Here is a 21,864-nt window from a genome sequence, read left to right as displayed (position 1 = left end):
CCCCGACCCTCTTCCTTTCTGCGTGCCGGGGCGGTGGCCCGCGCGGGCGCCGCGGGGCCTGCCCCAACCCGCCGCGGCGCGGCGGTCCCGGGGGACCGCCGCGCCACCGGTGGGTTGCCGCGCTAACTCGCGGCGCAGGAGACCGAGGGCCACGTCCAGTTGCCGTTGGCCTGGATGGTCACGCCCCAGTTGTTGCCGCTGCCGTTCGGCCGCGCGGTGAGGGTCTGCGCGTTCGGGTAGCTCGCCTGCACGTTCCAGGTCGCCAGCACCTTCGCGGGCGACGGCACGTTCATCGTCACCGTCCAGTTGGACGAGCCGCTGACCGCCACGTTCAGGTTGTACCGGTCGCTCCACCGCTCACCCGCGGAGAGGGTCGCGGTGCAGCCGCCGCTGCCCGGGTTGCCCGTGCCGGGGGTGCCGCCGCCGGGCACGCCGTCGACCGTGATGTTGGAGTTGCCGCTGCTCTGGTAGCCCTCGGTGGCCATGATCATGTAGTAGTGGCTGCCGAGATTCATGCCGTTGCGGGCCCAGGCGTCGAAGTGGTTGCCCGACGTGATGGTGCCGCCGGTCTTCTTCGACTGCCGGACGCTCCAGTACTGGTCGAAGGTGCGCGTCCCGTCGATGGACGGCGCGTTCGTCCGCGTCGTCTTGTAGATGTCGTAGGTGCCGCCGTCGCTGGTGACCGTGCCCTTGTACTGGCCGGTCGGCCGGTAGGTGCCCCAGTTGTCGACGATGTAGTACTCCACGAGCGGGTTGCGGGTCCAGCCGTAGAGGGTCAGGTAGGCGTTCCCGGACGGGTTGAAGCTGCCCGAGTAGTTCACCGTGCGCCGCCCGCCGGTCGCCCAGCCCTTGCCCGCGACGAAGTTGCCGGTGTTGCGCCACGACGTGCTGTAGTTGCCGCCGGACCCCAGCTCCATCGAGACCGTGCCCTGGCTGTCGGTCCAGAACGAGTAGAAGTAGCCGTTGTTGGTGCCCTCTTGATTCGTGGTGACCGCCGCCTGGGCGTTCGACGCCACGATCGCCATGAGCAAAAAGGTGATCGCGGTCAGCGGGACCAATCTCCCGCCTTTGATCTTGCCGGACATCGGCGAAATTCCTCTCAGCCGCGCTGCTGATCGACGTGAAATAGAATCAAGTCGGCCGCCGGCGCGTGTCAACAGTTTGCGAAACTTTCCGGTCGGGTTCGCCGAACGGATTTCCCGGACGCCGCGCCCCGGTGAACGGCCGCGTGCCCGGCGCCTCGCGGGGCGCCGGGCACGCGGCGGTCGTCGGTCAGCTCGCGGTGCAGGTGAGCACCGGGGCGCCGGGCGCGCCGGTGGACGAGCCCAGGAACCCGAACGTGGTGCTGCCGCCGGCCGCCACGGAGCCGTTGTGGGCGGCGTTGCGCGCGGTGACGGTCGAGCCCTGGCTGGTCACCGTCGCGTTCCACGCCTGGGTGATCGTCACGCCGGCGGGGTTGGTCCACGACACGGTCCAGTTGCCGATCGGCGTCGTGCCCGCGGTGACCCGGACCTCGCCCTGGAACCCGCCCTGCCACTGGTTGACCACCGTGTACGTCGCCGAGCACCGTGCGCCGCCGGGCTGCGTGGTCGTGGTGGTCGTCGTCGTGGTGGTCGTCGTGGTGGTGGTCGTGGTGCTGGTCGGCGTGGTGGTCGAGGTCGGCGTGGTCGAGCCGCCCCAGCCCTGCGTCGAGTCGAGCCACGCCGCGCGGCGCAGCATCCAGTCGCGCATGGCCTGCACCTGGCCCTGCCACGTGGGCGCGGTCGGGGTGCGGAAGAAGCCGACCGTCGGCGAGCCGAGGTTCGGCCAGCGCTGGAAGTTGCGCTGGGCGCCGTTGGTCAACGGCCGGGCCAGGTTGTCGATCCGGGTCTGCAACGCGGTGTCGGACAGCGGCCCGCGGCGCAGCGACTGCCAGCGCGCCTTCGCCTGGTTGACGAACGCCGGGTCGCGCAGGAGCTGGTTGAACCAGTCGTTGGCCACCGGCTGCCGGGTCTGGAGGTACTGCCAGCCCGCCGTCTGGTCGTTCTGGAAGAACCCGCCGACGCCGTAGGTGAGGTCGAAGTCCCACAGCGGGCCCGCGACGATCCTGCCGTCCCGGTCCTTGTGGAAGTGGGCGCTGCGCAGGTAGGCGTCCATGCCGCGGCTCAGCTCGTTGAGGATCATGTGGTCGATGAACGACGGCACGTCGATGTACTTCGCGTAGCCCGTGGTCGGGTCGGCGAAGTTCGGCGCGCGCAACACGTCGTGGAATTCCTGGACGTACCCGCGCAACCACTCCTTCTGCTGGGCGTTCAGCGGGTCCGGGTCGGCCACCTCCAGGTAGTTCCAGCAGGTGTTCGTCGGCCCGGTGCACGGCAGCGTCGGCTCCTCGGCGGCCATCCACTCGAACTTGAAGATGTACCCGCCGGAGATCGCGGGCAGGGTGGTGTCGTCCTCGTCCAGGCCCTTGAGGTCCAGCCGGTTCTTCGAGTTCTTGATCGTCTCGACGAGCATGTAGACGCCCATGTAATCGCTCGCGCCCACCGGCGTGGTGTCCGTGTTGAGGTAGAACTCCACGAACCGGTACCGCGGGGCGTGCAGGCCCAGCTCGCGGCCGAGGTCGTAGGAGAACGCCTCGCGGATCAGCGACTTGTCCGGGAACGGGCCGCGCAGCACCCAGTCGGAGTCGGCGGGCATGCCGAGCACCGGGTAGTCGGCGTCGTCGTTGTCGTTGTCCCAGAACTCCAGCCGGTACGGCGTCTTCTCGAACGAGGCCGACGACTGGCCGCGCAGCCGGAAACCGGCCCGCGTGGCGACCGACGGCGTCGCGGCCAGCGACGTGGTGCCGCCCGCGCCCGGCTCGAAGATCATGGTCGCGCCGTCGAAGTACTCCCGCTGCGGCTTGCCCTTGCCGTAGGAGTCGATCACGACCAGCGGCAGGTCGTGCGCCGTGGTGGTGGCCTCGCGGGCCACGTACATGGCCGTGCCGGGCGCGCCGGACGCCGCCTGGTTGACGAACGCCTGCGCGCGGAGCTGCGTGGTGGTGGTGAACCGCAGCGGCGTGCCGGAGTAGAGGGTGGACTGGGCGGTGGGCAGTTGCCCGTTCGTGGTGTAGCGGATCTGCGCGCCGGCGATCGCCGTGCTCAGCGACACCGACACCTGGCCCTGGAACGTGCCGCTGGGCACGGAGAACGCGATGTCGCCGACGAGGTCGTCGGCCGCCGCCGCGGCGGCGACGGAGTCCGCGGTGGCGCCGGTCGTCGTAGCGGCCCCGGGTTCGGCGCCGGCCGAGAGCGGCACGAGCAGTCCGGCCAGCAGCACGGCGGCGACCGCGAGCCCGTGGGTGCGATGTGCTGCCGCGGCGCCGTTGCTGCGGGAGGTCAAACGCACGATGCCTCCTGTTCGGGTCGGTGGGAGAGGGTGGTGGCCGCGACTGCGGCCACCGGCGGCGGGGCGTCGCGGAAGTGGGGGGGGGGGGGGGGCGGCCCCCCCCCCCCCCCCCGGGGGGGGGGGGGCGGGGGCGGGGGGGGCGCGGGGGCCCCCCCCACGGCGCGTCCGGGAGGTCCAGCCGGAGCGCGGCCAGGCCGGTGGCGTACTTGGAGATGCGGACGGGACGCACCCCCCGCTGCCACAGCAGGCGGTCGACCGGGGTGGCGGCCGACGCGGACTTGGTCTCGACCACCGCGAGGCCGGACAGGTGCAGCGCGGAGTCGCCGTGCCGCCAGGACAGCGCGGTGTCCAGGGTGACCCGGCTCGCGGTCGCCGGCAGGAACAGGGTGGTGCGGCGGTAGTCGGTGACCAGCACCGGGTCGAGCGGTCCGGCCGCGCCGGCGCCGATCGACTCGCGGGCGAGCGCCTCGTCGACGAAGTCGCGGCCGGGGCGCACGGTCTCGCGGTCGTGCGGGTGGTACGGCAGCCGGTGCTTGGTGATGCTGCCCCGCGCCCCGCTGATCTTGACCTCCAGCCAGCACTGCGCGGAGTCCACATAGGTCCGGGTGCGGACCTTGAAGCGGCGACGCCTGCGGTAGGCCGCGGCGTGGTAGCTGACCAGGCGCGGGGTGTCGAAGTAGACCGACTCGTAGCGGAACGTCCGCGCGCCGTCGATCTCCAGCACCCTCGCGTGCGGCGCGATCTGCTCCAGCAGGCGCGGCAGCGCCTCGGCGGGCACCACGTACTTGCGGTCCACCCTGGTCTGGAGCGCGGCGCGTTCGACCAGTTCGGCCAGCCCCACCGGGTCGAGGCCCGCGAGCGCGGGCACGGGGGTCGTCGCGGTCATCGGCGGGCCCCGGTGGCGGCGGGCGCGCTCGGCGCGGAGGCGGGGACGCGGGCGTTCGCCGCGTACCGGACGTCGACGACCGTGGTCTCGTTCACCAGGTCCAGCCGCTGCACGGTGGCGCTGTGCACCCTGGCGTTGAGCAGCTGCTCCAGGTGCGCCACGAGCGTGACGTGGTCGGTGATCGCCGAGTCCAGCACCAGGACCTGGTGCCGGTAGGAGCGGAACAGCCGCCGGTGGTCGCCGAGGAACATCACCAGCACGATGAGCGCCATCAGGCCGCCGTTGAGCCACGGCGAGCTGGTGCTCAGCGCGCCGAGCAGGCCGAGGGCGAGCGCGGAGAAGTAGTACGCGACCTCGTGCTGGTCCAGTTCCGTGGAGCGCAGGCGGATGATCGACAGCACGCCGAACAACGCCATGCCCAGGCCGATGCCCGCGCCGGTGTTGCTGGTGCTCAGGGCGCTCGCCACGGCCAGCACGCCGATGTTCACCCCGAGGTAGGCGACCACCAGGTCGCGACGGCGGTGGCGCGGGAAGTACAGCCCGAAGACGAGCAGCACCACCGCGCAGATGTCGATCGCGAACAGGACGAGTCGTGGCATCTCGTTCGTTCCTCCTGAGCCGCAGGCCGAGGGTCGGCTGGGCACCGCCCGCTTCTTGGCGGGGGTCTGCAGGACGGTCGCCGAAACTTTCGCACTTTACGGTAAACTTTCGGGATCCCGCTCGAAACGATAGGGGGCGTCCGGGTGTCGCGTCAATGAACTGCCGGTGTACGGCGACGGTTCGGAAGGTGGACTGTTGCCTGGTTGAGGCCATTCGGGCTGCGATCCTTGCCGCCTTTTGGCAGCCCGGCGGGTCAGCACGGACCGTAGTCTTCCCTTGTCACCCCGTATCGAAAGTTTCGGACGTTCGGTGCCGGATGTGCGGCTACGGCGGTCTCAAGAACTGGACGGCCAGTGGGTGAGCAGGGTGTGGAGGGCGTCCAGCGCCCGCGCCCACGAGTCCTCGGTGTCGCGCGGGTGGTGGCGGAACCCGCCCGAGGCTTCCAGGGACGTGAAGCCGTGGAACGCGCTGTGCAGCAGGCGCACGGCGTCGGTCTCGTCCGGCTCGGGCAGGCGGTAGCCGCGCAGGATGGCCCGGGTCAGCTCGGAGTGCCGGTTCGCCCGGCTGTCGGCCGCGAGGGCGGGCGTCAGGTCGACCCGCATCGCCGCGTACCGGCCGGGGTGCTCCTTGGCGTAGTCCCGGTAGGCGTGGGCGAAGGCGACGAGCGCGTCCTTGCCCGCGCGCCCGGCCAGCGCCGAGGCCGCCCGGTCGGCCAGTTCGGACAACGCCAGCACGGCCACCCGCTCGCGCAGGTCCTGCGCGTTGCGGACGTGCGAGTACAGGCTCGCGTCCTTGACGCCGAACCGGCGCGCGAGCGCGGAGACGGTCAGGTTCTCGAACCCGACCTCGTCGGCCAACTCCGCCGCCGCCCGCACCAGCCGTTCGGCCGTCACGCCCGCGCGTGCCATGTCGCCCCCCGCTGTCGGCCGGCTCCGGAGAAAAACCTAGGAGGTCTAGGCTAGCGCATAATGGTTTGGCCCTGGCGGCTTGCTGACGTAGCTTCGAGGGCATGGAACCCGTGACCGAGCGCGAGATCCGCGCGTCGTTCATCAACTGCTCGAAGGGCGAGGCCAAGCGGCTGGCCGTGCCGGGCGACCTGGCCGCGCGACCGTGGGAGGACCTGGACTTCCTCGGCTGGCGCGACCCCACCGCGCCGCAGCGCGCCTACCTCGTCGCCCCGTCCCCCGACGGCCTGGTGGGCGTCGCCCTGCGCATGGCGACGCCCCAGGCGGGCCAACCGCGGCGCACCATGTGCTCCGTGTGCCTGACCGCCCACCAGGGCGACGGCGTGTGCCTGATGACGGCGCGCAAGGCGGGGCGCAGCGGGCAGCAGGGCAACTCCGTGGGCCTGTACCTGTGCGCGGACCTGGCGTGCTCGCTGTACCTGCGGGGCAAGAAGGAGGCCGGGCCGGGCGCGCGGCTGCACGAGTCGCTCACGACGGAGGAGAAGGCCGAGCGGACCGCTGCCAAACTGGCCGGCTTCCTGGCCCGCGTGACGGGGTGAGCATTGCTCGGAAATAATTCCCGGCGCGCCGGAATACCCTGACGCCGGGCCAATTCGCGTTAATATCGGCGCGGGCTGGTCCGGTGGTTCCGGGGGGCGCGCGTGGCGAGAACCAGGCGAATGGTGTGCTTGGCGAATTCCCGAAAGAATTCGGGGCGTTGTGTCGCGGGAATGGTGATCGGTCGGGGCGGCCCCGAATGGGTGCGGCCGGTCGGCGGCCGGCCGGGGCACGAGGTGTCGGCCGTGGAGCGCCGCTACGCCGACGGGGCCGAACCCGAGGTCCTGGACGTGATCGCGGTGCCCCTGGTCCGGCGCCGGCCGTTCGGCGTCCACCGCGAGAACTGGCTGTTCGACCCTGCGGTCCGCTGGGAGCGCGTCGGTCGGATCGGGTGGGACGCGTTATGCCGCTTCGAGGAGCGACCGCGCGGCTTGTGGGTCGACGGCCACCACACGTCCGCCGGTGTCAACGACCGCGTTCCGGTCGAATTGCGCGACCGACTGCTAGACTCGCTGAGATTGATCCGAGTCCCCCGGGTGACGATCGAGGTGAGCCCCGCGCATCCCCGTGCGAGCACACGACTGCCGGTGGTCCGGGCGCGATTCCGCTACGCGGGTTCGACGTACGCGTTGAAGGTGACCGATCCGATGTGCGAAGAGAGGTTCCGCGCCGCGGGTCTCGGCAATCACCGCCTGGGTGAGTCGTTCCTGACGGTGAGCCTGGGCGAGGAGTTCCAGGGCAGCTTCTTCAAGCTGGTGGCGGCGATCGTGGAGCGCCCCGGCGCCGGGCGCGGTGGCCCGCGATGACGCCTCGCGCGGTGCTCACCATCGGGCACTCCGTGCACGACCTGCCCACCTTCGTGCGACTGCTCCGCCGGCACCGCGTCTCGGCCGTCGCCGACGTGCGCTCGGTCCCGCTCAGCCGGTTCACGCCGCAGTTCAACCGCGGCGCGATCGAGCGCGGCCTGCGGGACGCGGGGATCCGGTACGCCTTCCTCGGCAAGGAGCTCGGGGCGCGCACCGAGGACCCGGGCTGCTACGTCGACGGCCGGGTCCGGTACGAGCTGCTGGCGAAGACCCCGGAGTTCCTCGGCGGGATCGAGCGGCTGCTCAGGGGCGCGCGGACGGAGCGGATCGCGGTCATGTGCACGGAGGGCGAACCGCTGGACTGCCACCGCACGATCCTCGTCGCGCGGGTGCTCGACGAGCACGGCGTGCCGGTCGGCCACGTCCACGGCGACGGCCGGGTCGAGGGGCACGCCGACGCGATGACGCGGCTCATGGCCGGGTTCGGGCTGGCGGAGGACGACCTGTTCCGCACCAGGGCCGAGCGGCTGGAGGAGGCGCTGAGCCGGCAGGAGGCCCGGATCGCCTACGTCAACGACGACCTCCGCGAGGACGGGGCGGCCGAGGTGTGAACATCTTCACCATCGGGTTCACCAGGAAGTCCGCGGCGAGGTTCTTCGGCCTGCTGCGCGGTTCGGGCGCGCGCGCCCTGGTCGACGTGCGGTTGAACAACGTCTCGCAGCTGGCCGGGTTCGCGAAGCGGGACGACCTGGCCTTCTTCCTCTCCGAGCTGTGCGGCATGTCCTACGCGCACCGGCCCGACCTGGCGCCGACGCAGGACATGCTCGACGCGTACAAGAAGCAGGGCCTCGGCTGGGCGTCCTACGAGCACCGGTTCCTGGAGTTGATGCGCGACCGTCGCGTCCGGGACGTCCTCCCGCGCGAACTGGTCGACAACGCGGTCCTGCTGTGCAGCGAGGACCAGCCGCACCACTGCCACCGCCGGCTGGTCGCGGAGCACCTCGCCGAGCACTGGGGCGACGTGGCGGTCCACCACCTGACCTGAGACCGGGGCGTTCCGGTGAACCCGCGCCGTCCACAAGGGAACACCGCGGCGACGCGCTCCCGCCCCGGTTCGCCGAGGGAAAAAGGACGTGGGGCGCGGCGGTCGCGCGGGTAGGGTTGGGGTGTTCGGGGGCGCCGTGGCCTCTTCGTCGCGCCCATCTTTCCTCTGGGGGATCTACGCATGACTTCCGCAGGTGTGTCCGACGCCGTGACGTCGTCACCACCGCCCGCGCTCAGCCGCGCCGACCGCGCCGTCATCGGCGTGCTGCTCGTGGCGACCTTCGTGGTCATCCTCAACGAGACCATCATGGGCGTCGCGCTGCCCGTGCTGCTCACCGAGTTGGACGTCACGGCCGCAGTGGGGCAGTGGCTCACGGCCGGGTTCCTCCTGACCATGTCGGTGGTCATCCCGATCACCGGCTACCTGATCCAGCGGGTGCCCACGCGCGTGCTGTACGGCGTGGCGATGAGCCTGTTCAGCGCGGGCACCCTGATCGCGGCGCTCGCGCCCGGCTTCGCCGTGCTCCTCGCCGCGCGGGTCGTGCAGGCGTGCGGCACGGCGATCATGCTCCCGCTGCTCATGACGACCGTCATGACGCTCGTGCCGCCGGCCCGCCGCGGCGCGGTGATGGGCAACATCTCGATCGTCATCTCGGTCGCGCCCGCCATCGGGCCCACGGTCTCCGGCGTGGTCCTGGACCTGTTCAGCTGGCGGGCCATGTTCTGGGTCGTGCTGCCGATCTCGGTCACCGCGCTGGTGCTCGGCCTGCGCTGGGTGACGCGCATCGGCGAGTCGAGCAGCGCGCCGATCGACGTGCTGTCGGTGGTGCTGTCGGTGTTCGGGTTCGGCGGCCTGGTCTACGGCCTGTCGAGCATCGGGCACAGCGGCGGCGGGTCGTCGGCCGCGCTGTGGGGCTCGCTCGCGGTCGGCGTGCTCGGCATCGCGGCGTTCGTGCTGCGCCAGGTGTCTCTCCAGCGGCGGGAACGGGCGCTGCTGGACCTGCGCACGTTCGGCTTCCGCTCCTTCACCCTGGCCAGCGTCCTGATGATGGTGATGATGGGCCTGCTGCTGGGCGTCGTCACGATCCTGCCGATCTACACCCAGAACGTGCTCGGGCTCGACCCGCTGGCCACCGGCCTGCTGCTGCTCCCCGGCGGCCTGCTCATGGGCCTGCTGTCGCCGTTCGTCGGCCGGCTCTACGACCGGGTCGGCCCGCGCCTGCTGCTCATCGTGGGCACGATCGCGACCAGCGGCTCCCTGTGGGTGGCCACGACGTTCGACGCGTCCACGTCCGCGGTGCTCGTCCTGGTGTTCCACCTGGCGCTGAGCCTGGGCCTCGCGTTCTCGTTCACGCCGCTGTTCTCGTCCGGCCTGGGCGCGCTGCCCGCGCGGCTGTACTCCCACGGCAGCGCGATCTTCAGCACGACGCAGCAGCTGGCCGCCGCGGCCGGCGTGGCGCTGCTGGTCAGCGTGATGAGCGCGCGGGCCGCCGGGCTGGCCGCGTCCGGCGAGTCCGGGGTCGGCGCGGAGATGGGCGGCATGCACGCGGCGATCCTGCTGGCGGCGGTCCTGTCCCTGGTGGCGGTGGCCGGCGCGTTCCTCGTCCAGCGCGGCAAGGCCGAGGCGGGCCCCGAGGGCGCGGCGCACGTGTAGCGACCCCGCGCGGGGGCGGAAAACGTTTCGCCCCCGCGTTCCGGCCCGCAATTGTTCACCATTGTGAAACCGCAGGGCCGTGGCCGAAAAAGTTCGGCGACATTGCTTCCCCCCGACCGGCTGCGTTAGCGTGCCCGGGATGCTCCCGCCCGCGTTTGCGCTGTTCAGAAGCGTGAACGCGGACCGCTTCCGCGTCACTTCGAGGGAGAAACAATGAGGTTCACGTCCCTTGCCGCCGGCACCGCATTGGTCGCCGCGGCGGCCGTCGCATTACCGGCGCCGGCGTCCGCCGCGACCGCGCGTCACGAAGCCGAATCCGCCGTGTGCGCCGGCGCCGTCGACGCCGACTGGTCCGGTTTCTCCGGCACGGGGTTCTGCAATGCGGACAACGCCGTGGGCGCGCACGTGCAGTTCACCGTCACCGCCGCCACGGCGGGCACGGCCACGGCCGTGGTCCGCTTCGCCCACGGCGGCACGGCCGCCCGACCCGCCGACCTGGTGGTCAACGGCGCCACCGCGGCGTCGGTGTCCTTCGAGCCGACCGGGGCCTGGTCGACGTGGGCGTCCAAGGCGCTCACCGTCGCGGTGCCCGCGGGCACGAGCACGATCCGGCTCAGCCCGACCACGTCGTCCGGCCTGCCGAACATCGACTACCTCGACTTCACCGCGGCCGATGCGCCCGCGTCCGCCGCCGCGCTGTACGTCGCGCCCAACGGCGACGACAACAACCCCGGCACCCTCGCCGCGCCGCTGCGCACCATCCAGCGCGGCGTCGACCTGGCCCAACCCGGCACGACGATCCACGTCCGCGGCGGCACGTACGCGCCCGCCACGAACATCCAGCTCCTCAAGAACGGCACCGCGAGCCTGCCGATCACGCTGCGCAACTACAACAACGAGCGCGTCGTGATCGACGGCGAGAACATGCCGCACACGCCGGGAGCCGTCGGTTCCAGCATCCCGCGCGCCGAGCGCGGCGCGATCCACGTCGAGGGCGACCACTGGCGGCTGATCGGCCTGGAGATCGTCCACGGCCCGTACGGCGTGTTCGGCCTCGACACCAACAACACCGTGTTCGAGCGGCTCGTCACCCGGGACAACTACGAGTCGGGCCTGCACCTGCAGGGCGCGTCCGCCGACAACCGGATCGTCAACCTCGACTCCTACGGCAACCGCGACCCGCGCAAGAACGGCGAGAGCGCCGACGGCCTGGCCATCAAGGAGGGCTCCGGCACGGGCAACGTCGTGCGCGGCGCGCGGCTGTGGCACAACTCCGACGACGGCCTGGACTACTGGATGTTCTCCTCGCCGATCCTCACCGAGAACAGCCTGGCCTGGGGCAACGGCTTCAACCGCTGGAACCTGCCCGACTTCACCGGCGACGGCAACGGGCTCAAGCTGGGCGGCAACTCCGTCGCCGCCGACCACACCGTGCGCAACACGATGACGTGGGACAACGCGGCGGGCGGTTTCGTGGACAACAACAACCCCGGCCGGCACCGGATCGAGCGCAGCACCGCGTGGGACAACCCGAAGACCGGCTTCCAGTTCGACCGCTCGGCCTCCGCCCTGACGAAGAACCTGGCGGCGGCCAACGGCACGAACGCCTCGCTGGGCTCGAACTCCTCCGGCAGCGGCAACTCGTGGGACCTCGGCGGCTCGTGGTCGTTCACGAGCACGGACCCGGCCACGATCACGGGGCCGCGCCGCGCCGACGGCTCGATCCCGCCCTCCCCCTTCCTGCGCCCCGCCAACGGCGCGGACGTGGGGGCGCGCTTCTGACACCTCGCCGGGGGGACACCTCGCCGGGGACGCGGGGCCGGGCGCATCGCCCGGCCCCGCTGCGTTGTGCGCGCCTCTCGACAGCACCTCACTAGCTACCTATAGTGCTAGGCAGCTAGATAAATGGAGGTAGTGGTGATCCGGTTCCACCTGGACGGCGGGTCGGGCCTGTCGCCGTACCAGCAGCTCGTCCGGCAGGTGCGGCACGCGCTGCGCCTCGGGCTGCTGCGCGAGGGCGACCGGCTGCCCAAGGTGAAGGACGTGGTGGCCGACCTCGCGATCAACCCGAACACGGTGCTCAAGGCCTACCGGGAGCTGGAGCACGACGGCCTGGTCGCGGCCCGTCCCGGCGTGGGCACGTTCGTGACCGCCACGCTCTCCGGCGCGCCGCCGGCCGCGATCGCCCCGCTGCGGCAGGACCTGCGGCGCTGGCTCGCCAAGGCGCGCCGCGCCGGGTTGGACGAGGAGGGCATCGAGGCGTTGTTCACGACCACGTTCCGCTCCGCCGCCCAGGAGGACACAGCGTGACGGCGGCGTTGAGCACCAGGGGGCTGGGCAAGGCGTACCGGCGGCGGTGGGCGCTGGCCGACTGCACGCTGGACGTCCCGGCCGGGCACGTGACCGGGCTGGTCGGCCCGAACGGCGCGGGCAAGTCCACGCTGCTCGGCCTCGCCGCAGGGATGCTGACGCCCTCCGCCGGCACGATCGAGGTGTGCGGCGGCGTGCCGGGCAGCGGGCCGGCGCAACTGGCCAAGGTCGGCTTCGTCGCGCAGCACACGCCCCTCTACGCGCACCTGACCGTCGAGGAGCACCTGCGGCTGGGCGCGCGGCTCAACCCCGGCTGGGACGACCGGCTCGCCCGCGACCGGATCGCCCGGCTCGGGCTGGACCCGGCGCGGCCCGCGGGAAAGCTGTCCGGCGGCCAGCGCGCCCAGGTCGCGCTCACCCTCGGCGTCGCCAAGCGCCCCGAGCTGCTGCTCCTGGACGAGCCGGTCGCCTCGCTCGACCCGCTGGCCCGGCGCGAGTTCCTCCAGGACCTCATGGAGGCCGTGGCCGAGCACGGGCTGGGCGTGGTGCTGTCCTCGCACCTGATCGCCGACCTGGAACGCGTCTGCGACCACCTGGTCGTGCTGGTGGACGCCGAGGTCCGGCTCACCGGCGAGGTGGACCGCCTGCTCGCCACGCACCGCAGGCTGACCGGGCCGCGGCGCGACGTGCGCACCCTGCCCGCGGACCAGCAGGTCGTCTCCGCCCGCCACACCGACCGCCAGACCACCGTGCTCGTCCGCACCGAGGGCCCGATCCTCGACCCCGCGTGGGACGTCGGCGAGCCGGACCTGGAGGACCTGGTGCTGGCCTACCTGAGCCGCCCGGCCCTGGGGGTCGTCCGATGACCTGGCTGGCCTGGCGGCAGCTCCGCTTGCCGGTGGTCTCGGTGCACGCGGCGATCGTGCTGATCGCCGTCGTGCTCGTGGCCACGCGGCCGGGACGGGGCACGCTCGACGACCACGAGACCCTCTACAGCGGCGGCCTGGTCGCCGTGCACGTGCTGCCCGCGCTGCTCGCCGTGTTCTGGGCCGTGCCGATGATCACCCGCGAGCTGGAGGCGGGCACGCACAACCTGGTGTGGAGCCAGAGCGTCACGCGCACCCGGTGGCTCGCGGTCAAGCTCGGCGTCGGCGTGCCGGCCGCCGCGCTCACCGCCGGCCTGCTGAGCCTGGTGGTGACGTGGTGGGCCGACCCGATCGACACCGACGTCGGGCCGGAGCGCCAGGGCAACGTGGGCCGGCGCCTGGCCCCCGTGGTGTTCGCGGCCAGGGGCATCGCGCCCGTCGGGTACGCGGTGTTCGCGTTCGTGCTGGCCGTCGCGGTCGCGGTCCTGGTGCGCCGCACCCTGCCCGCCATGGCCGTGACGCTCGTCCTGTTCGCCGCCGTGCAGGTCGTCGTGCCGTACGCGGTGCGCCCGCACCTGCTGCCGCCGACCGAGGAGCCGGTCGCGATCACCGCGCAGAGCATCGCCGGCATCCGGACGGAGGAGGGCTCCGGCGGCGAGGTGCCCGAGTCGCTGACCGTGCGGGAGCCCGGCGGCGCGTGGGTGCTGGTCAACGAGACCGTGGACGCGAACGGCGTCGCGGTCCGCCCGTTGCCCGAGGCCGTGCGCCACTGCCTGCCGTCGTCGCCGGCCGACGCCGAGGCGCGGCTGGACCTGGGGCGGATCCGCGCGTGCTTCGCGGGCCTGTCCGACCTCGGCTACCACCAGCGCCTCGCCTACCACCCGGCCGGCCGGTTCTGGGCGCTCCAGTGGCTCGAACTGGCGTTGTTCCTCGCGGTGTCGGCGCCGCTGACGTGGTTCTGCTTCCGCCGCCTGCGCCACCTGTCCTGAAGATCACACCGAACGAGGGGGAGACCATGCGTCAGTTCGCGTTCCTGGTCGCACTGGCCCTGCTGACGGCCGCGACCCCGGCCCCGGCGGGCGCCGACACCACCGCCGACCCGGCGCCGCGCCTGCCCGCGCCGACCGGGCGGCAGCCCGTCGGCACGACCGCGCTGCACCTGCGGGACACCACCCGGCCCGACCCGTGGGTGCCGTCCGCGGGCGCGCGGGAGCTGATGGTGTCGTTGTTCTACCCGGCGGCGTCCGACCGCGGGCCGAGGAAGCAGTACCTGACGCCCGTCGAGTCGGCGGCGGTGCTGGAGGAGGCCGGCGTCACCACCGTGCCGCCCGACGCGCTGAGCGCGGTCCGGACGAACTCCGTCGTGGACGCGCGGCCGGTCGGCCGGCCGCACGGCTCGCCGCTGGTCGTGCTGTCGCCGGGCTACAAGCGGCCCCGCGCCACGCTGACCGCGCTGGCGGAGGACCTGGCGAGCCACGGTTACGTCGTCGCCGTGGTCGACCACACCTACGAGAACGTCGCCACCACGTTCCCGGACGGGCGCGTCGCGTCCTGCGCGTCCTGCGCGATCCTCCACGACCCGGACTTCTGGGCGAAGCTCGGCGAGGGCCGGGCGGCCGACGTGTCGTTCGTGCTGGACCAGCTCACCGGGCCGCTGCGCCACCGGCGCGGCGCGAACCTGGTGGACGCGTCCCGCGTCGCGATGGGCGGCCACTCCGTGGGCGGGGCGAGCGCCCTCGACGCCGCGCGGGCCGACTCGCGCATCCGCGCCGTGATCAACGTGGACGGCACGCTCTCCACGCCCGTGCCGGCCTCGGGCATGTCGCAGCCGGTGATGTTCCTGGGACGGCAGGACAACTACGCGCCCGGCACGCCCGGCGCCCGGAGCTGGGAGGACGCCTGGCCGGCGCTGACCGGCTGGAAGCGCTGGCTGGTGGTGGCGGGCATGGTGCACCCGTCGTTCACCGACCTCGGGGTCGTGGCGCCGCAGCTCGGCCTCGACTTCGGCGCTGAGGTCGGCGGCGAGCGCGGCGCGGCGATCACCCGCGCGTACGTCCGGGCGTTCTTCGACCGGCACCTGCGCGGCGTGCCGCAGCCCCTGCTCGACCGGGCGTCGGCGCGCTACCCGGAGGTCTCGGTCGTGGCGCCGTCGAGCTGACCGACGAGCACCCGCTTCGCCGAGTGGACGTGCTCCTCGGCGTGGCGGGCGACCTCGGCGGCGTCGCCGGCGGCGAGCAGCCGGACGATCTCCCGGTGCTCGTCCACGACCACCGCCCGGTAGTCGTGGTGCCCGAGCCGGATGCGGGTGAGCTGGAACAGGTGGACCTGCGACCGCACCGCGTGCCACGCCTCCAGCAGCCGCCGGTTCCCCGCGGCGCGGTAGATCGTCTCGTGGAACTCCATGTCCAGGGCGAGCAGTTCCTCGCTCGGCGCGCCCGCCGCCACGCCGCGGGCCATCCCGTCCACGAGCCCGCCGAGGGCGTCGAGGTCGACCCGGCCGATGGCGCTCCGGCAGGCCAGCCCCTCCAGCGCGGCCCGGACCGAGTAGACCTCCTCGGCGTCGCGGGCGGTCAGGTCGATCACCCGCGCGCCGCGGTGCCAGGCGCTGCGCACCAGCCCCTCCCGCGCCAGCACGGCGAGCCCTTCGCGGACCGAGCCGCGGCTCACGTCCAGCGACGCGGCCAGCTCCACCTCGCGCACCGGCGAGCCCGGCGGGAAGACGCCCGCGAAGATCGCCTCCCGGATCAGGTCGGCGGCCTCGTCCGCGAGACCGCGCCGGTCCGCCCTGCGCAGCTCCATGATGTCGAATGTTGACATTGGCTCGGTCGGTGGTCAAGGTGGGTCCATGAGACCTGGTTTCCACCTCGCGGTCCCGGTTGACGACCTGGACGCGGCGCGGGCGTTCTACGGCGGTGTGCTGGGCCTCGCGGAAGGGCGTTCGGCCGAGAGGTGGGTGGACTGGGACTTCTACGGCCACCAGTTCGTGACCCACGTCGTGCCCGGACCGCGCGGCGACTCCGGCCGCAACCCGGTCGACGGCCACGACGTGCCGGTGCCGCACTTCGGGCTGCTGCTGCCGATCCCCGAGTTCCACGCGCTGGCCGACCGGCTGCGCGCGGCCGGCACGGAGTTCGTGATCGAGCCGTACCTGCGGTTCGAGGGCGAGCCGGGCGAGCAGTGGACGATGTTCCTCCGCGACCCGGCGGGCAACGCGCTGGAGTTCAAGGCGTTCGCCGACGAGTCGCAGGTGTTCGCCCGGTGAGCCGCGGCGTCCTGGTCACCGGTGGCAGCCGCGGCATCGGCGCGGCGATCGCGCAGGCGTTCCGCGACCTGGGGGACGACGTGGTGGCACTGTCCTCCTCGGACGTGGACCTGGCCGACCCCGACGCGATCCAGCGAGTCGTCGGCTCCGCCGTGGACACGCTCGGCGGGATCGACGTGCTGGTCAACAACGCGGGCCTGGTGGAGCTGGGGTCGGTGGACCTGACCTACGCGCAGTGGCGGTCGTTGTGGCGGCGCACGTTCGCGGTGAACGTGTTCGGCGCGGCGGACATGTCGTACTGCGTGGCCAGGCACATGATCGAGCGCGGCGTCCGCGGGCGGATCGTCAACGTCGGCTCGCGCGGCGCGTTCCGCGGCGAGCCGGACATGCCCGCCTACGGCGCGAGCAAGGCGGCGCTGCACTCGATGGGGCAGTCGCTCGCGGTCGCCCTCGCGCCGCACGGCATCGCGGTGGCCTCGGTGGCCCCGGGGTTCGTGGCCACCGACCGGGTGGCCTCCATGGTGACCGACGACGTGCGGCGGCAGAGCCCGTTCGGGCGGGTCGCCCGGCCGGAGGAGGTCGCCGCCGCGGTGGTCTACCTCGCCTCGCCCGAGGCCGAGTGGGCGTCCGGCGCGGTGCTCGACCTCAACGGCGCTTCCTACCTGCGAACGTGAACGGAGACGTGGTGAGCCGGTCCGGATCGGTCGGGGTCATGCTGCCCCGCGACCTCGCGCCCGAGCGGGTGCTGCCGTTCGCGCGGCGCGCCGACGAGCTGGGGTTCGACGAGCTGTGGGTGGTGGAGGACCTGGGTTTCCGCGGCGGCGTCGGCCAGGCCGCGGCGGTGCTCGCGGTGACGGAGCGCGTCCGGGTCGGCATCGGGCTGCTGCCGGTGGGCGCGCGCAACGCCGCGTTCGCCGCGATGGAGGCCGCGACGCTGGCCCAGCTGTTCCCCGGCCGCGTGGACATCGGCATCGGGCACGGGATGCCCGGCTGGATGCGGTCGGTGGGCGAGTGGCCGGCCGGCCCGTTGGCGCTGCTGGAGGAGTACCTGGGCGCGGTGACCGCGCTGCTGCGCGGCGAGTCGGTCGAGCCGGGGCAGCACGTGCGGCTGCACGGGGTGCGGCTGGAGGAGGCGTGCGTGCCGGACAGCCCGCCGCCCGTGCTGGCGGGCGTGCGCGGGCCGAAGTCGCTGGCCGTGTCCGGGCGGGTGGCGGACGGGACGATCCTGGCCGAGCCGACGACGCCGGAGTACGCCCGTGCCGCGCTGGCGCACATCGGCGCGGGCCGTCCGCACCGGCTGGTGGGCTACAACGCGGCCGTCGTGGACGCGGACGGCGCGGCGGCGGTCGAGGCGGTGCGGTCCGGCCTGGAGTGGATCGGCGAGCCGGACTGGATCCCGCACATCGCGCCGCTGCCGTTCGCGGCGGAGTTCGCCGCGCTGCGCCGGGAGTGCGCGAGCCGGGAGGAGTTCGCGCGCCGGCTGCCGGCGGAGTGGGTGCGGCAGCTCGCCGTGACCGGCACGCCGCGGGAGGCGCGGGCGCGGCTGGAGGAGCTGTTCGCGGCCGGGGTGGACAGCGCCGTGCTGTTCCCGATCGGCCCGGACCCGTCGGCCGCCCTGGAGAACCTCGCGGCGGTGCTCTGAGGCACGCGTCGGGCGCGGGCGACGTCGACTCCCGGGTCGCGCGGGTCTTCCCCGGGACCCGCGGCGGATGCCGATCCGCCGCGGGCCTCCCCGGCGTCGGGCCGACCGTCGCGTGTGGTCAGTCCGACGCGAGGATCAGCTGACGGGCCTTGCGCGTCACGGGAAGGGCGCTGTCGCCGTAGTTGCCCAGGACCACCGCCGTCCACCCGGACCCGGGGAACCAGTCCAGGTTGGTGGACACGCCCCTCGCGCCGCCGTTGTGGCCGTTGATCCGGCGGCCGTCCACGTAACGCGTGCTCGGCCCGTACCCCTCGAAGAAGTCCGGGCCCAGGGGCCACTTCGGGCTCGCGGCGAGGTGGGTGTGCGCCGCCGAGTGGAGCGCGTCGCGCTGGAACGCGCTCGCGAAGCGCGCCACGTCGGCGGCGGTGGCGAACGCGCCGCCGGCGGGGCCGGCGAGGATGCCCCCGTCGAACATGCCGATCACGTCCGTCCACTCCGCGCCGCCGAGCTTGTCGTAGGGGTGGGCGAGGCGGCGGTCCGCGCGCCACTCGGCCGGGGTGGGGAAGAACGCCGTGGACATGCCGGCGCGGGCGAACACGTGCTCGCGGACGTAGTCGTGGTAGCTCTGCCCCGACACCCGGGCCACGATCTCGCCCAGCACGTGATAGCCGTCGTTGCTGTAGTCGTTCCCGGAGCCCGGGGTGAAGCGCAGCGGCAGGGTCCGGATGAAGGCCGCGGTGCCGGCGAACATCTCGTCCAGGGTCGTCCACTGGTCCTGGCCCGGGGGTCGCGGCGGGTTGATCGCCGGCCGGCCCAGGCCGGACGTGTGGGTGAGGAGCTGGTGGACCGTGACGGACTCGGCGACCTCGGGCCGGAAGCCCGACAGGTAGGTCCCCAGGGACGCGCCGTAGGAGACCTCGCCCCGTTCGGCGAGCTGGTGGACGGCGGTCGCGGTGAACAGCTTGGTGATCGAGCCGAGGGCGAACAGCGTGTCCGGGCCGTTGGGGACGCCCCGCGCCTTGTCCGCCATCCCGTGCGCACGGGCCAGGACGGTCCTGTCCCGGCGCGTCACGAGCACGGTGCCGGAGAACGCGTCCTGCTCGACGAGCTGCGCGAGGTGCCGGTCGAACTCGCCACCCGGTCGGAAGCCGTCGGGGACGCGGTCGGAGCCGGCGCGGGCCTGTGCCGGGCCGCCGGCGGCCACCAGCCCGCCCGCGACCGAGCCGACCCCCAGCGCGGCGAGCACGGTTCGGCGTGACGGCCGGGTCGTCGGGGGCTCGGCGGTGTCCGACTTCGGTGCGTGGTGCTTGGTCATGGCCCGGAGCGTGCCGGGCGTCGGTCAGGATCTTGTCAGGATCGGGCGGGGGCTCCGCTCCTCTGGGCGGATTCACAGGTTCGCGGGCGAGACTCCCGGGCATGCCGGCACGCATCCTGGTCGCCGAGGACGACCGCAAGCAGGCGGAGGTGATCCGCCGCTACCTCGAACGCGAGGGCCACGAGGCCACCGTGGTGCACGACGGGCGCGCCGCGCTGGACCACGCGCGACGCCGCCCGCCGGACCTGCTGCTGCTCGACGTGATGCTGCCGGGCCTGGACGGCCTGGCCGTGTGCCGGGCGCTGCGCGCCGAGCGGGACGTGCCGATCGTCATGCTCACCGCGCGGGCCGGCGAGGACGACCTGGTGCTCGGTCTCGCGCTCGGCGCGGACGACTACCTCACCAAGCCCTACCGGCCCAGGGAACTCCTCGCCAGGGTGTCCGCCGTGCTGCGCCGCGCCGCCCGCGTCACGGGGGCCGAGCCGGCGCGGTACCGGGTCGGCGACCTGGTGGTCGACGTGGCCCGGCACGAGGTCCGCGCCGGCGGCCGCCCGGTGGGCACGACGCCGGCCGAGTTCGCCATCCTGGCCTGCCTCGCGGCCGCGCCGGGGCGGGCGTTCACCCGGCAGCTGCTGCTGGAGCGGGTCGGCGGCTTCGACCGCGACGTCACCGGCCGCACGATCGACACGCACGTGGTCAACCTGCGCCGCAAGGTCGAGCCGGTCCCCACCCGGCCGCGGTACCTGCTCACCGTCTACGGCGTCGGCTACAAGCTGGCCGAAACCGCGGGGGAGGGGGACGGCGGTGCGCCGTAGCCTGCTGTCGCGGCTGGTCGGGCTGTCGCTGACCGTGGCGGCGCTCGCGGTCGGCGCGACCGCGGTGCTCGCCACCCGCGGCACGGGCGACCGGCCGCGCGAGGACCCGGCCGCCGACGCGTCGCTGCTGTCGACCGACGGCGGGATCCTCGCCCGGCTGCGCGCCTACGCCGACGAGCACCGCGACTGGACCGGCGTCGACGCGCTCGTGCGGGAGCTGGCGGAGGCCACCGGCCGCCGCATCGCCCTCACCGGACCGGACGGCACGCCGTTCGTGGACTCGGCCGTGCTCCTCGGGGGCGTCCCCGCCGACCTGCCCGCCGCGCCCGCGGCGACGATCGACGCCACCCGCCCGCCGCCCGCCGCCGGCGCGCCGCCGCCCAACGTGGTGGTGCGGGACCCGGCGCTGGGCGTGCGCCTCGGGTTCTTCGTCTGGCGGCTCACCGAGGAGGAGCGGCGGCAGCGGCAGGCGCACGTCGACCGGGCGCTGGACTGCCTGCGCGCGACCGCCCACGAGCGGACGGCCGCGCACCGCCGCCACGTCGTCGGTTCGCGGCCGGGTGAGCCGGTGGCGGACCCGTGCGTGCCCGAGGCGCTGGTCGCGCCGTCGGCGGCCGGTCGGGCGCTCGACGAGCGGGCGGTGGACCTGGCCGTCCCCTGCCTGGCCGGGCACGGCCTCGCCTACGAGGTCACGACCGACCCGACCGGGGCACGGGCGCTGCGCCCGCGGCAGGCGGCGACACCGGCCTGGGCCGGGTGCCTGGAGTCCGCGCGGGCCGAGGCCAAGCGGCCGTACGTCGCCGCGCCCGCCCACCTGTACCTCGGCGCGAGCGAGCGGTTCGACCCCTTCTCCCCGGACGGCCGGTGGCGGACGGCGGCGACGGTGGTGGCCGTCCTGCTCGTCGCGGCCGCCGTCACGGTGCCGGCCGGCCGCCGGCTGGTGCGCCCGATCCGCGCGCTGACCGTCGCGGCCGGTCGGATGGCGGCCGGCGACCGCGCGACCCGCGTCCCGGTGCGCGGCGACGACGAGATCACCCGCCTCGCCGCCGCCTTCAACACCATGGCCGACGCGATCGCGAGCGCCGACCACCGCCGCCGGGCGCTCGTCGGCGACGTGGCCCACGAGCTGCGCACCCCGCTCGCGAACATCCGCAGCCACCTGGAAGCCGTGCAGGACGGCGTGCTGCCGTTCGACCCGGCGCTGGTCGGGTCGCTGCTGGAGGAGGAGTCCCTGCTGGAACGCCTCGTGAGCGACCTGCACGACCTCGCGCTCGCCGACGCGGGCATGCTGCGCGTGCACCCGGAGGAGCGGCAGGCGGCCGACCTCGCCGAGCAGGCCGTCGCCGCGCACCGCGCCGGGGCGGAGGCGTGCCGGGTGGACCTGCGGGTCGTGGCGGACCGGTCCGTGGTGGTGCGGGCCGACCCGGCCAGGCTGCGCCAGGCGCTGGGCAACCTCGTGTCCAACGCGATCCGGCACACCCCGGCCGGCGGGTCCGTGGTGGTCGCCGTGCGCGGGCACGCGGACGCGGTGGAGTTCGCCGTCGCCGACACCGGGACCGGCATCGCCGCGGCCCACCTGCCGCACGTCTTCGACCGCTTCTACCGCGCCGACCCGTCCCGCAGCCGCGCCACCGGGGGCAGCGGCCTGGGGCTCGCGATCGCCAGGCACCTGGTCGAGGCGCACGGCGGCACGCTCACCGCGGTGAGCGCGCCCGGCCGGGGCTCCACCTTCACCCTCCGCCTGCCGACCGGGGAACCCGCCGACCGCGGAAGGGACCGCGCCTGAGGCGCGA

General features: G+C 73.6%; 21 protein-coding genes and 1 pseudogene. 15 read left to right on the top strand and 7 right to left on the bottom strand.

All coding sequences use genetic code 11. The features are described from left to right. Positions 1 to 122 precede the first annotated feature (122 nt). The 5 genes and pseudogenes from ACWEFJ_RS20730 to ACWEFJ_RS20710 all read right to left on the bottom strand — a co-directional run bounded on the left by ACWEFJ_RS20730 (position 123) and on the right by ACWEFJ_RS20710 (position 5,763). On the bottom strand, positions 123 to 1,085 hold the full coding sequence (locus ACWEFJ_RS20730; protein WP_378090553.1) for a glycoside hydrolase family 11 protein: 963 nt from the start codon (positions 1,083 to 1,085) through the stop codon (positions 123 to 125). A 187-nt stretch (positions 1,086 to 1,272) separates the two neighbouring features. Continuing rightward, on the bottom strand, positions 1,273 to 3,369 hold the full coding sequence (locus ACWEFJ_RS20725; protein WP_449714722.1) for a CotH kinase family protein: 2,097 nt from the start codon (positions 3,367 to 3,369) through the stop codon (positions 1,273 to 1,275). Between the two features lie 193 nt (positions 3,370 to 3,562). After that, positions 3,563 to 4,255: pseudogene (locus tag ACWEFJ_RS20720) on the bottom strand (polyphosphate polymerase domain-containing protein); the annotation flags it as partial. After that, a complete protein-coding gene (locus tag ACWEFJ_RS20715; RefSeq protein ID WP_449714721.1) occupies positions 4,252 to 4,854 on the bottom strand; it encodes a DUF4956 domain-containing protein in 603 nt (200 codons plus the stop codon). The gene ACWEFJ_RS20715 and the pseudogene ACWEFJ_RS20720, both read right to left, overlap by 4 nt. A 336-nt stretch (positions 4,855 to 5,190) precedes the next feature. Beyond that, positions 5,191 to 5,763, bottom strand: a complete 573-nt coding sequence (locus tag ACWEFJ_RS20710) for a TetR/AcrR family transcriptional regulator (protein ID WP_449714720.1) — start codon at positions 5,761 to 5,763, stop codon at positions 5,191 to 5,193. Positions 5,764 to 5,864: 101 nt separating this feature from the next. On the opposite strand from ACWEFJ_RS20710, the gene ACWEFJ_RS20705 reads away from it, so the two are divergent. The 10 genes from ACWEFJ_RS20705 (at position 5,865) to ACWEFJ_RS20660 (ending at position 15,195) form a co-directional block, all read left to right on the top strand. After that, entirely contained in the window at positions 5,865 to 6,359 is a 495-nt protein-coding gene (locus ACWEFJ_RS20705; RefSeq protein WP_378090561.1) for an FBP domain-containing protein, read from the top strand. Between the two features lie 120 nt (positions 6,360 to 6,479). Continuing rightward, complete coding sequence (locus ACWEFJ_RS20700; protein WP_449714723.1) at positions 6,480 to 7,163, top strand: dual OB domain-containing protein; 684 nt, start codon at positions 6,480 to 6,482, stop codon at positions 7,161 to 7,163. Further along, on the top strand, positions 7,160 to 7,774 hold the full coding sequence (locus ACWEFJ_RS20695) for a DUF488 domain-containing protein (protein WP_378090565.1): 615 nt from the start codon (positions 7,160 to 7,162) through the stop codon (positions 7,772 to 7,774). Before ACWEFJ_RS20700 ends, ACWEFJ_RS20695 begins: the two co-directional genes overlap by 4 nt. Continuing rightward, the gene (locus tag ACWEFJ_RS20690) at positions 7,771 to 8,208 is read left to right on the top strand and encodes a DUF488 domain-containing protein (protein ID WP_378090567.1); all 438 of its coding nucleotides are present in this window, start codon (positions 7,771 to 7,773) and stop codon (positions 8,206 to 8,208) included. The genes ACWEFJ_RS20695 and ACWEFJ_RS20690 overlap by 4 nt, the downstream gene beginning before the upstream one ends. Positions 8,209 to 8,388: 180 nt before the next feature. Continuing rightward, the gene (locus ACWEFJ_RS20685; protein WP_378090570.1) at positions 8,389 to 9,861 is read left to right on the top strand and encodes a DHA2 family efflux MFS transporter permease subunit; all 1,473 of its coding nucleotides are present in this window, start codon (positions 8,389 to 8,391) and stop codon (positions 9,859 to 9,861) included. A gap of 213 nt (positions 9,862 to 10,074) precedes the next feature. Continuing rightward, positions 10,075 to 11,643 carry a right-handed parallel beta-helix repeat-containing protein gene (locus tag ACWEFJ_RS20680; RefSeq protein WP_449714719.1) on the top strand — a complete coding sequence of 523 codons (1,569 nt, stop codon included), beginning with the start codon at positions 10,075 to 10,077 and terminating at the stop codon, positions 11,641 to 11,643. Positions 11,644 to 11,778: 135 nt separating this feature from the next. After that, positions 11,779 to 12,171, top strand: coding sequence for a GntR family transcriptional regulator (locus tag ACWEFJ_RS20675; RefSeq protein WP_378090576.1), 393 nt, complete (start codon positions 11,779 to 11,781; stop codon positions 12,169 to 12,171). Next, the gene (locus ACWEFJ_RS20670; RefSeq protein ID WP_378090578.1) at positions 12,168 to 13,037 is read left to right on the top strand and encodes an ABC transporter ATP-binding protein; all 870 of its coding nucleotides are present in this window, start codon (positions 12,168 to 12,170) and stop codon (positions 13,035 to 13,037) included. The genes ACWEFJ_RS20675 and ACWEFJ_RS20670 overlap by 4 nt, the downstream gene beginning before the upstream one ends. Beyond that, a complete protein-coding gene (locus ACWEFJ_RS20665) occupies positions 13,034 to 14,026 on the top strand; it encodes a transporter (protein WP_449714718.1) in 993 nt (330 codons plus the stop codon). Before ACWEFJ_RS20670 ends, ACWEFJ_RS20665 begins: the two co-directional genes overlap by 4 nt. Before the next feature lie 26 nt (positions 14,027 to 14,052). Next, positions 14,053 to 15,195 (top strand): alpha/beta hydrolase family protein, encoded by a 1,143-nt coding sequence (locus tag ACWEFJ_RS20660; protein ID WP_449714717.1) that lies wholly within the window; start codon positions 14,053 to 14,055, stop codon positions 15,193 to 15,195. On the opposite strand, the gene ACWEFJ_RS20655 is transcribed toward ACWEFJ_RS20660, so the two are convergent. Continuing rightward, positions 15,159 to 15,836, bottom strand: coding sequence for a GntR family transcriptional regulator (locus ACWEFJ_RS20655; RefSeq protein ID WP_449714716.1), 678 nt, complete (start codon positions 15,834 to 15,836; stop codon positions 15,159 to 15,161). The two genes, ACWEFJ_RS20660 and ACWEFJ_RS20655, sit on opposite strands and share 37 nt — an antisense overlap. Positions 15,837 to 15,882: 46 nt before the next feature. Here ACWEFJ_RS20655 and ACWEFJ_RS20650 point away from each other — a divergent pair, with 46 nt between their 5' ends. Genes ACWEFJ_RS20650 through ACWEFJ_RS20640 form a run of 3 tightly spaced genes read left to right on the top strand, consistent with a single transcriptional unit; the run spans position 15,883 to position 17,941 of the window. Next, positions 15,883 to 16,299: a VOC family protein gene (locus tag ACWEFJ_RS20650; protein ID WP_378090590.1), complete on the top strand. Its 417-nt coding sequence runs from the start codon at positions 15,883 to 15,885 to the stop codon at positions 16,297 to 16,299. Next, positions 16,296 to 16,973, top strand: a complete 678-nt coding sequence (locus ACWEFJ_RS20645) for an SDR family NAD(P)-dependent oxidoreductase (RefSeq protein WP_449714715.1) — start codon at positions 16,296 to 16,298, stop codon at positions 16,971 to 16,973. The genes ACWEFJ_RS20650 and ACWEFJ_RS20645 overlap by 4 nt, the downstream gene beginning before the upstream one ends. An 11-nt stretch (positions 16,974 to 16,984) precedes the next feature. Further along, the gene (locus ACWEFJ_RS20640; RefSeq protein ID WP_378090594.1) at positions 16,985 to 17,941 is read left to right on the top strand and encodes an LLM class flavin-dependent oxidoreductase; all 957 of its coding nucleotides are present in this window, start codon (positions 16,985 to 16,987) and stop codon (positions 17,939 to 17,941) included. Between the two features lie 118 nt (positions 17,942 to 18,059). Here the strand turns inward: ACWEFJ_RS20640 and ACWEFJ_RS20635 are convergent, their stop codons facing one another. Next, the gene (locus ACWEFJ_RS20635) at positions 18,060 to 19,256 is read right to left on the bottom strand and encodes a serine hydrolase domain-containing protein (RefSeq protein WP_449714714.1); all 1,197 of its coding nucleotides are present in this window, start codon (positions 19,254 to 19,256) and stop codon (positions 18,060 to 18,062) included. A gap of 101 nt (positions 19,257 to 19,357) precedes the next feature. Between ACWEFJ_RS20635 and ACWEFJ_RS20630 the strand changes: the two genes are divergently transcribed. Both ACWEFJ_RS20630 and ACWEFJ_RS20625 read left to right on the top strand, forming a co-directional pair. Then, positions 19,358 to 20,071: a response regulator gene (locus ACWEFJ_RS20630; RefSeq protein ID WP_449714713.1), complete on the top strand. Its 714-nt coding sequence runs from the start codon at positions 19,358 to 19,360 to the stop codon at positions 20,069 to 20,071. Continuing rightward, positions 20,061 to 21,857, top strand: coding sequence for a sensor histidine kinase (locus ACWEFJ_RS20625; protein ID WP_449714712.1), 1,797 nt, complete (start codon positions 20,061 to 20,063; stop codon positions 21,855 to 21,857). Before ACWEFJ_RS20630 ends, ACWEFJ_RS20625 begins: the two co-directional genes overlap by 11 nt. The last annotated feature ends 7 nt before the right edge of the window (positions 21,858 to 21,864 follow it).

It is taken from the genome of Actinosynnema sp. NPDC004786, assembly GCF_053601135.1.
This window is presented reverse-complemented; position numbering and strand designations above follow the sequence as displayed.

Bases quoted from the DNA above. Each gene is read 5' to 3' on its own strand.
- ACWEFJ_RS20730 (WP_378090553.1), bottom strand. From the start codon at position 1,085: ATGTCCGGCAAGATCAAAGGCGGGAGATTGGTCCCGCTGACCGCGATC.
- ACWEFJ_RS20715 (WP_449714721.1), bottom strand. From the start codon at position 4,854: ATGCCACGACTCGTCCTGTTCGCGATCGACATCTGCGCGGTGGTGCTG.
- ACWEFJ_RS20710 (WP_449714720.1), bottom strand. From the start codon at position 5,763: ATGGCACGCGCGGGCGTGACGGCCGAACGGCTGGTGCGGGCGGCGGCG.
- ACWEFJ_RS20705 (WP_378090561.1), top strand. From the start codon at position 5,865: ATGGAACCCGTGACCGAGCGCGAGATCCGCGCGTCGTTCATCAACTGC.
- ACWEFJ_RS20700 (WP_449714723.1), top strand. From the start codon at position 6,480: ATGGTGTGCTTGGCGAATTCCCGAAAGAATTCGGGGCGTTGTGTCGCG.
- ACWEFJ_RS20695 (WP_378090565.1), top strand. From the start codon at position 7,160: ATGACGCCTCGCGCGGTGCTCACCATCGGGCACTCCGTGCACGACCTG.
- ACWEFJ_RS20685 (WP_378090570.1), top strand. From the start codon at position 8,389: ATGACTTCCGCAGGTGTGTCCGACGCCGTGACGTCGTCACCACCGCCC.
- ACWEFJ_RS20680 (WP_449714719.1), top strand. From the start codon at position 10,075: ATGAGGTTCACGTCCCTTGCCGCCGGCACCGCATTGGTCGCCGCGGCG.
- ACWEFJ_RS20665 (WP_449714718.1), top strand. From the start codon at position 13,034: ATGACCTGGCTGGCCTGGCGGCAGCTCCGCTTGCCGGTGGTCTCGGTG.
- ACWEFJ_RS20660 (WP_449714717.1), top strand. From the start codon at position 14,053: ATGCGTCAGTTCGCGTTCCTGGTCGCACTGGCCCTGCTGACGGCCGCG.
- ACWEFJ_RS20655 (WP_449714716.1), bottom strand. From the start codon at position 15,836: ATGGAGCTGCGCAGGGCGGACCGGCGCGGTCTCGCGGACGAGGCCGCC.
- ACWEFJ_RS20650 (WP_378090590.1), top strand. From the start codon at position 15,883: ATGAGACCTGGTTTCCACCTCGCGGTCCCGGTTGACGACCTGGACGCG.
- ACWEFJ_RS20635 (WP_449714714.1), bottom strand. From the start codon at position 19,256: ATGACCAAGCACCACGCACCGAAGTCGGACACCGCCGAGCCCCCGACG.
- ACWEFJ_RS20630 (WP_449714713.1), top strand. From the start codon at position 19,358: ATGCCGGCACGCATCCTGGTCGCCGAGGACGACCGCAAGCAGGCGGAG.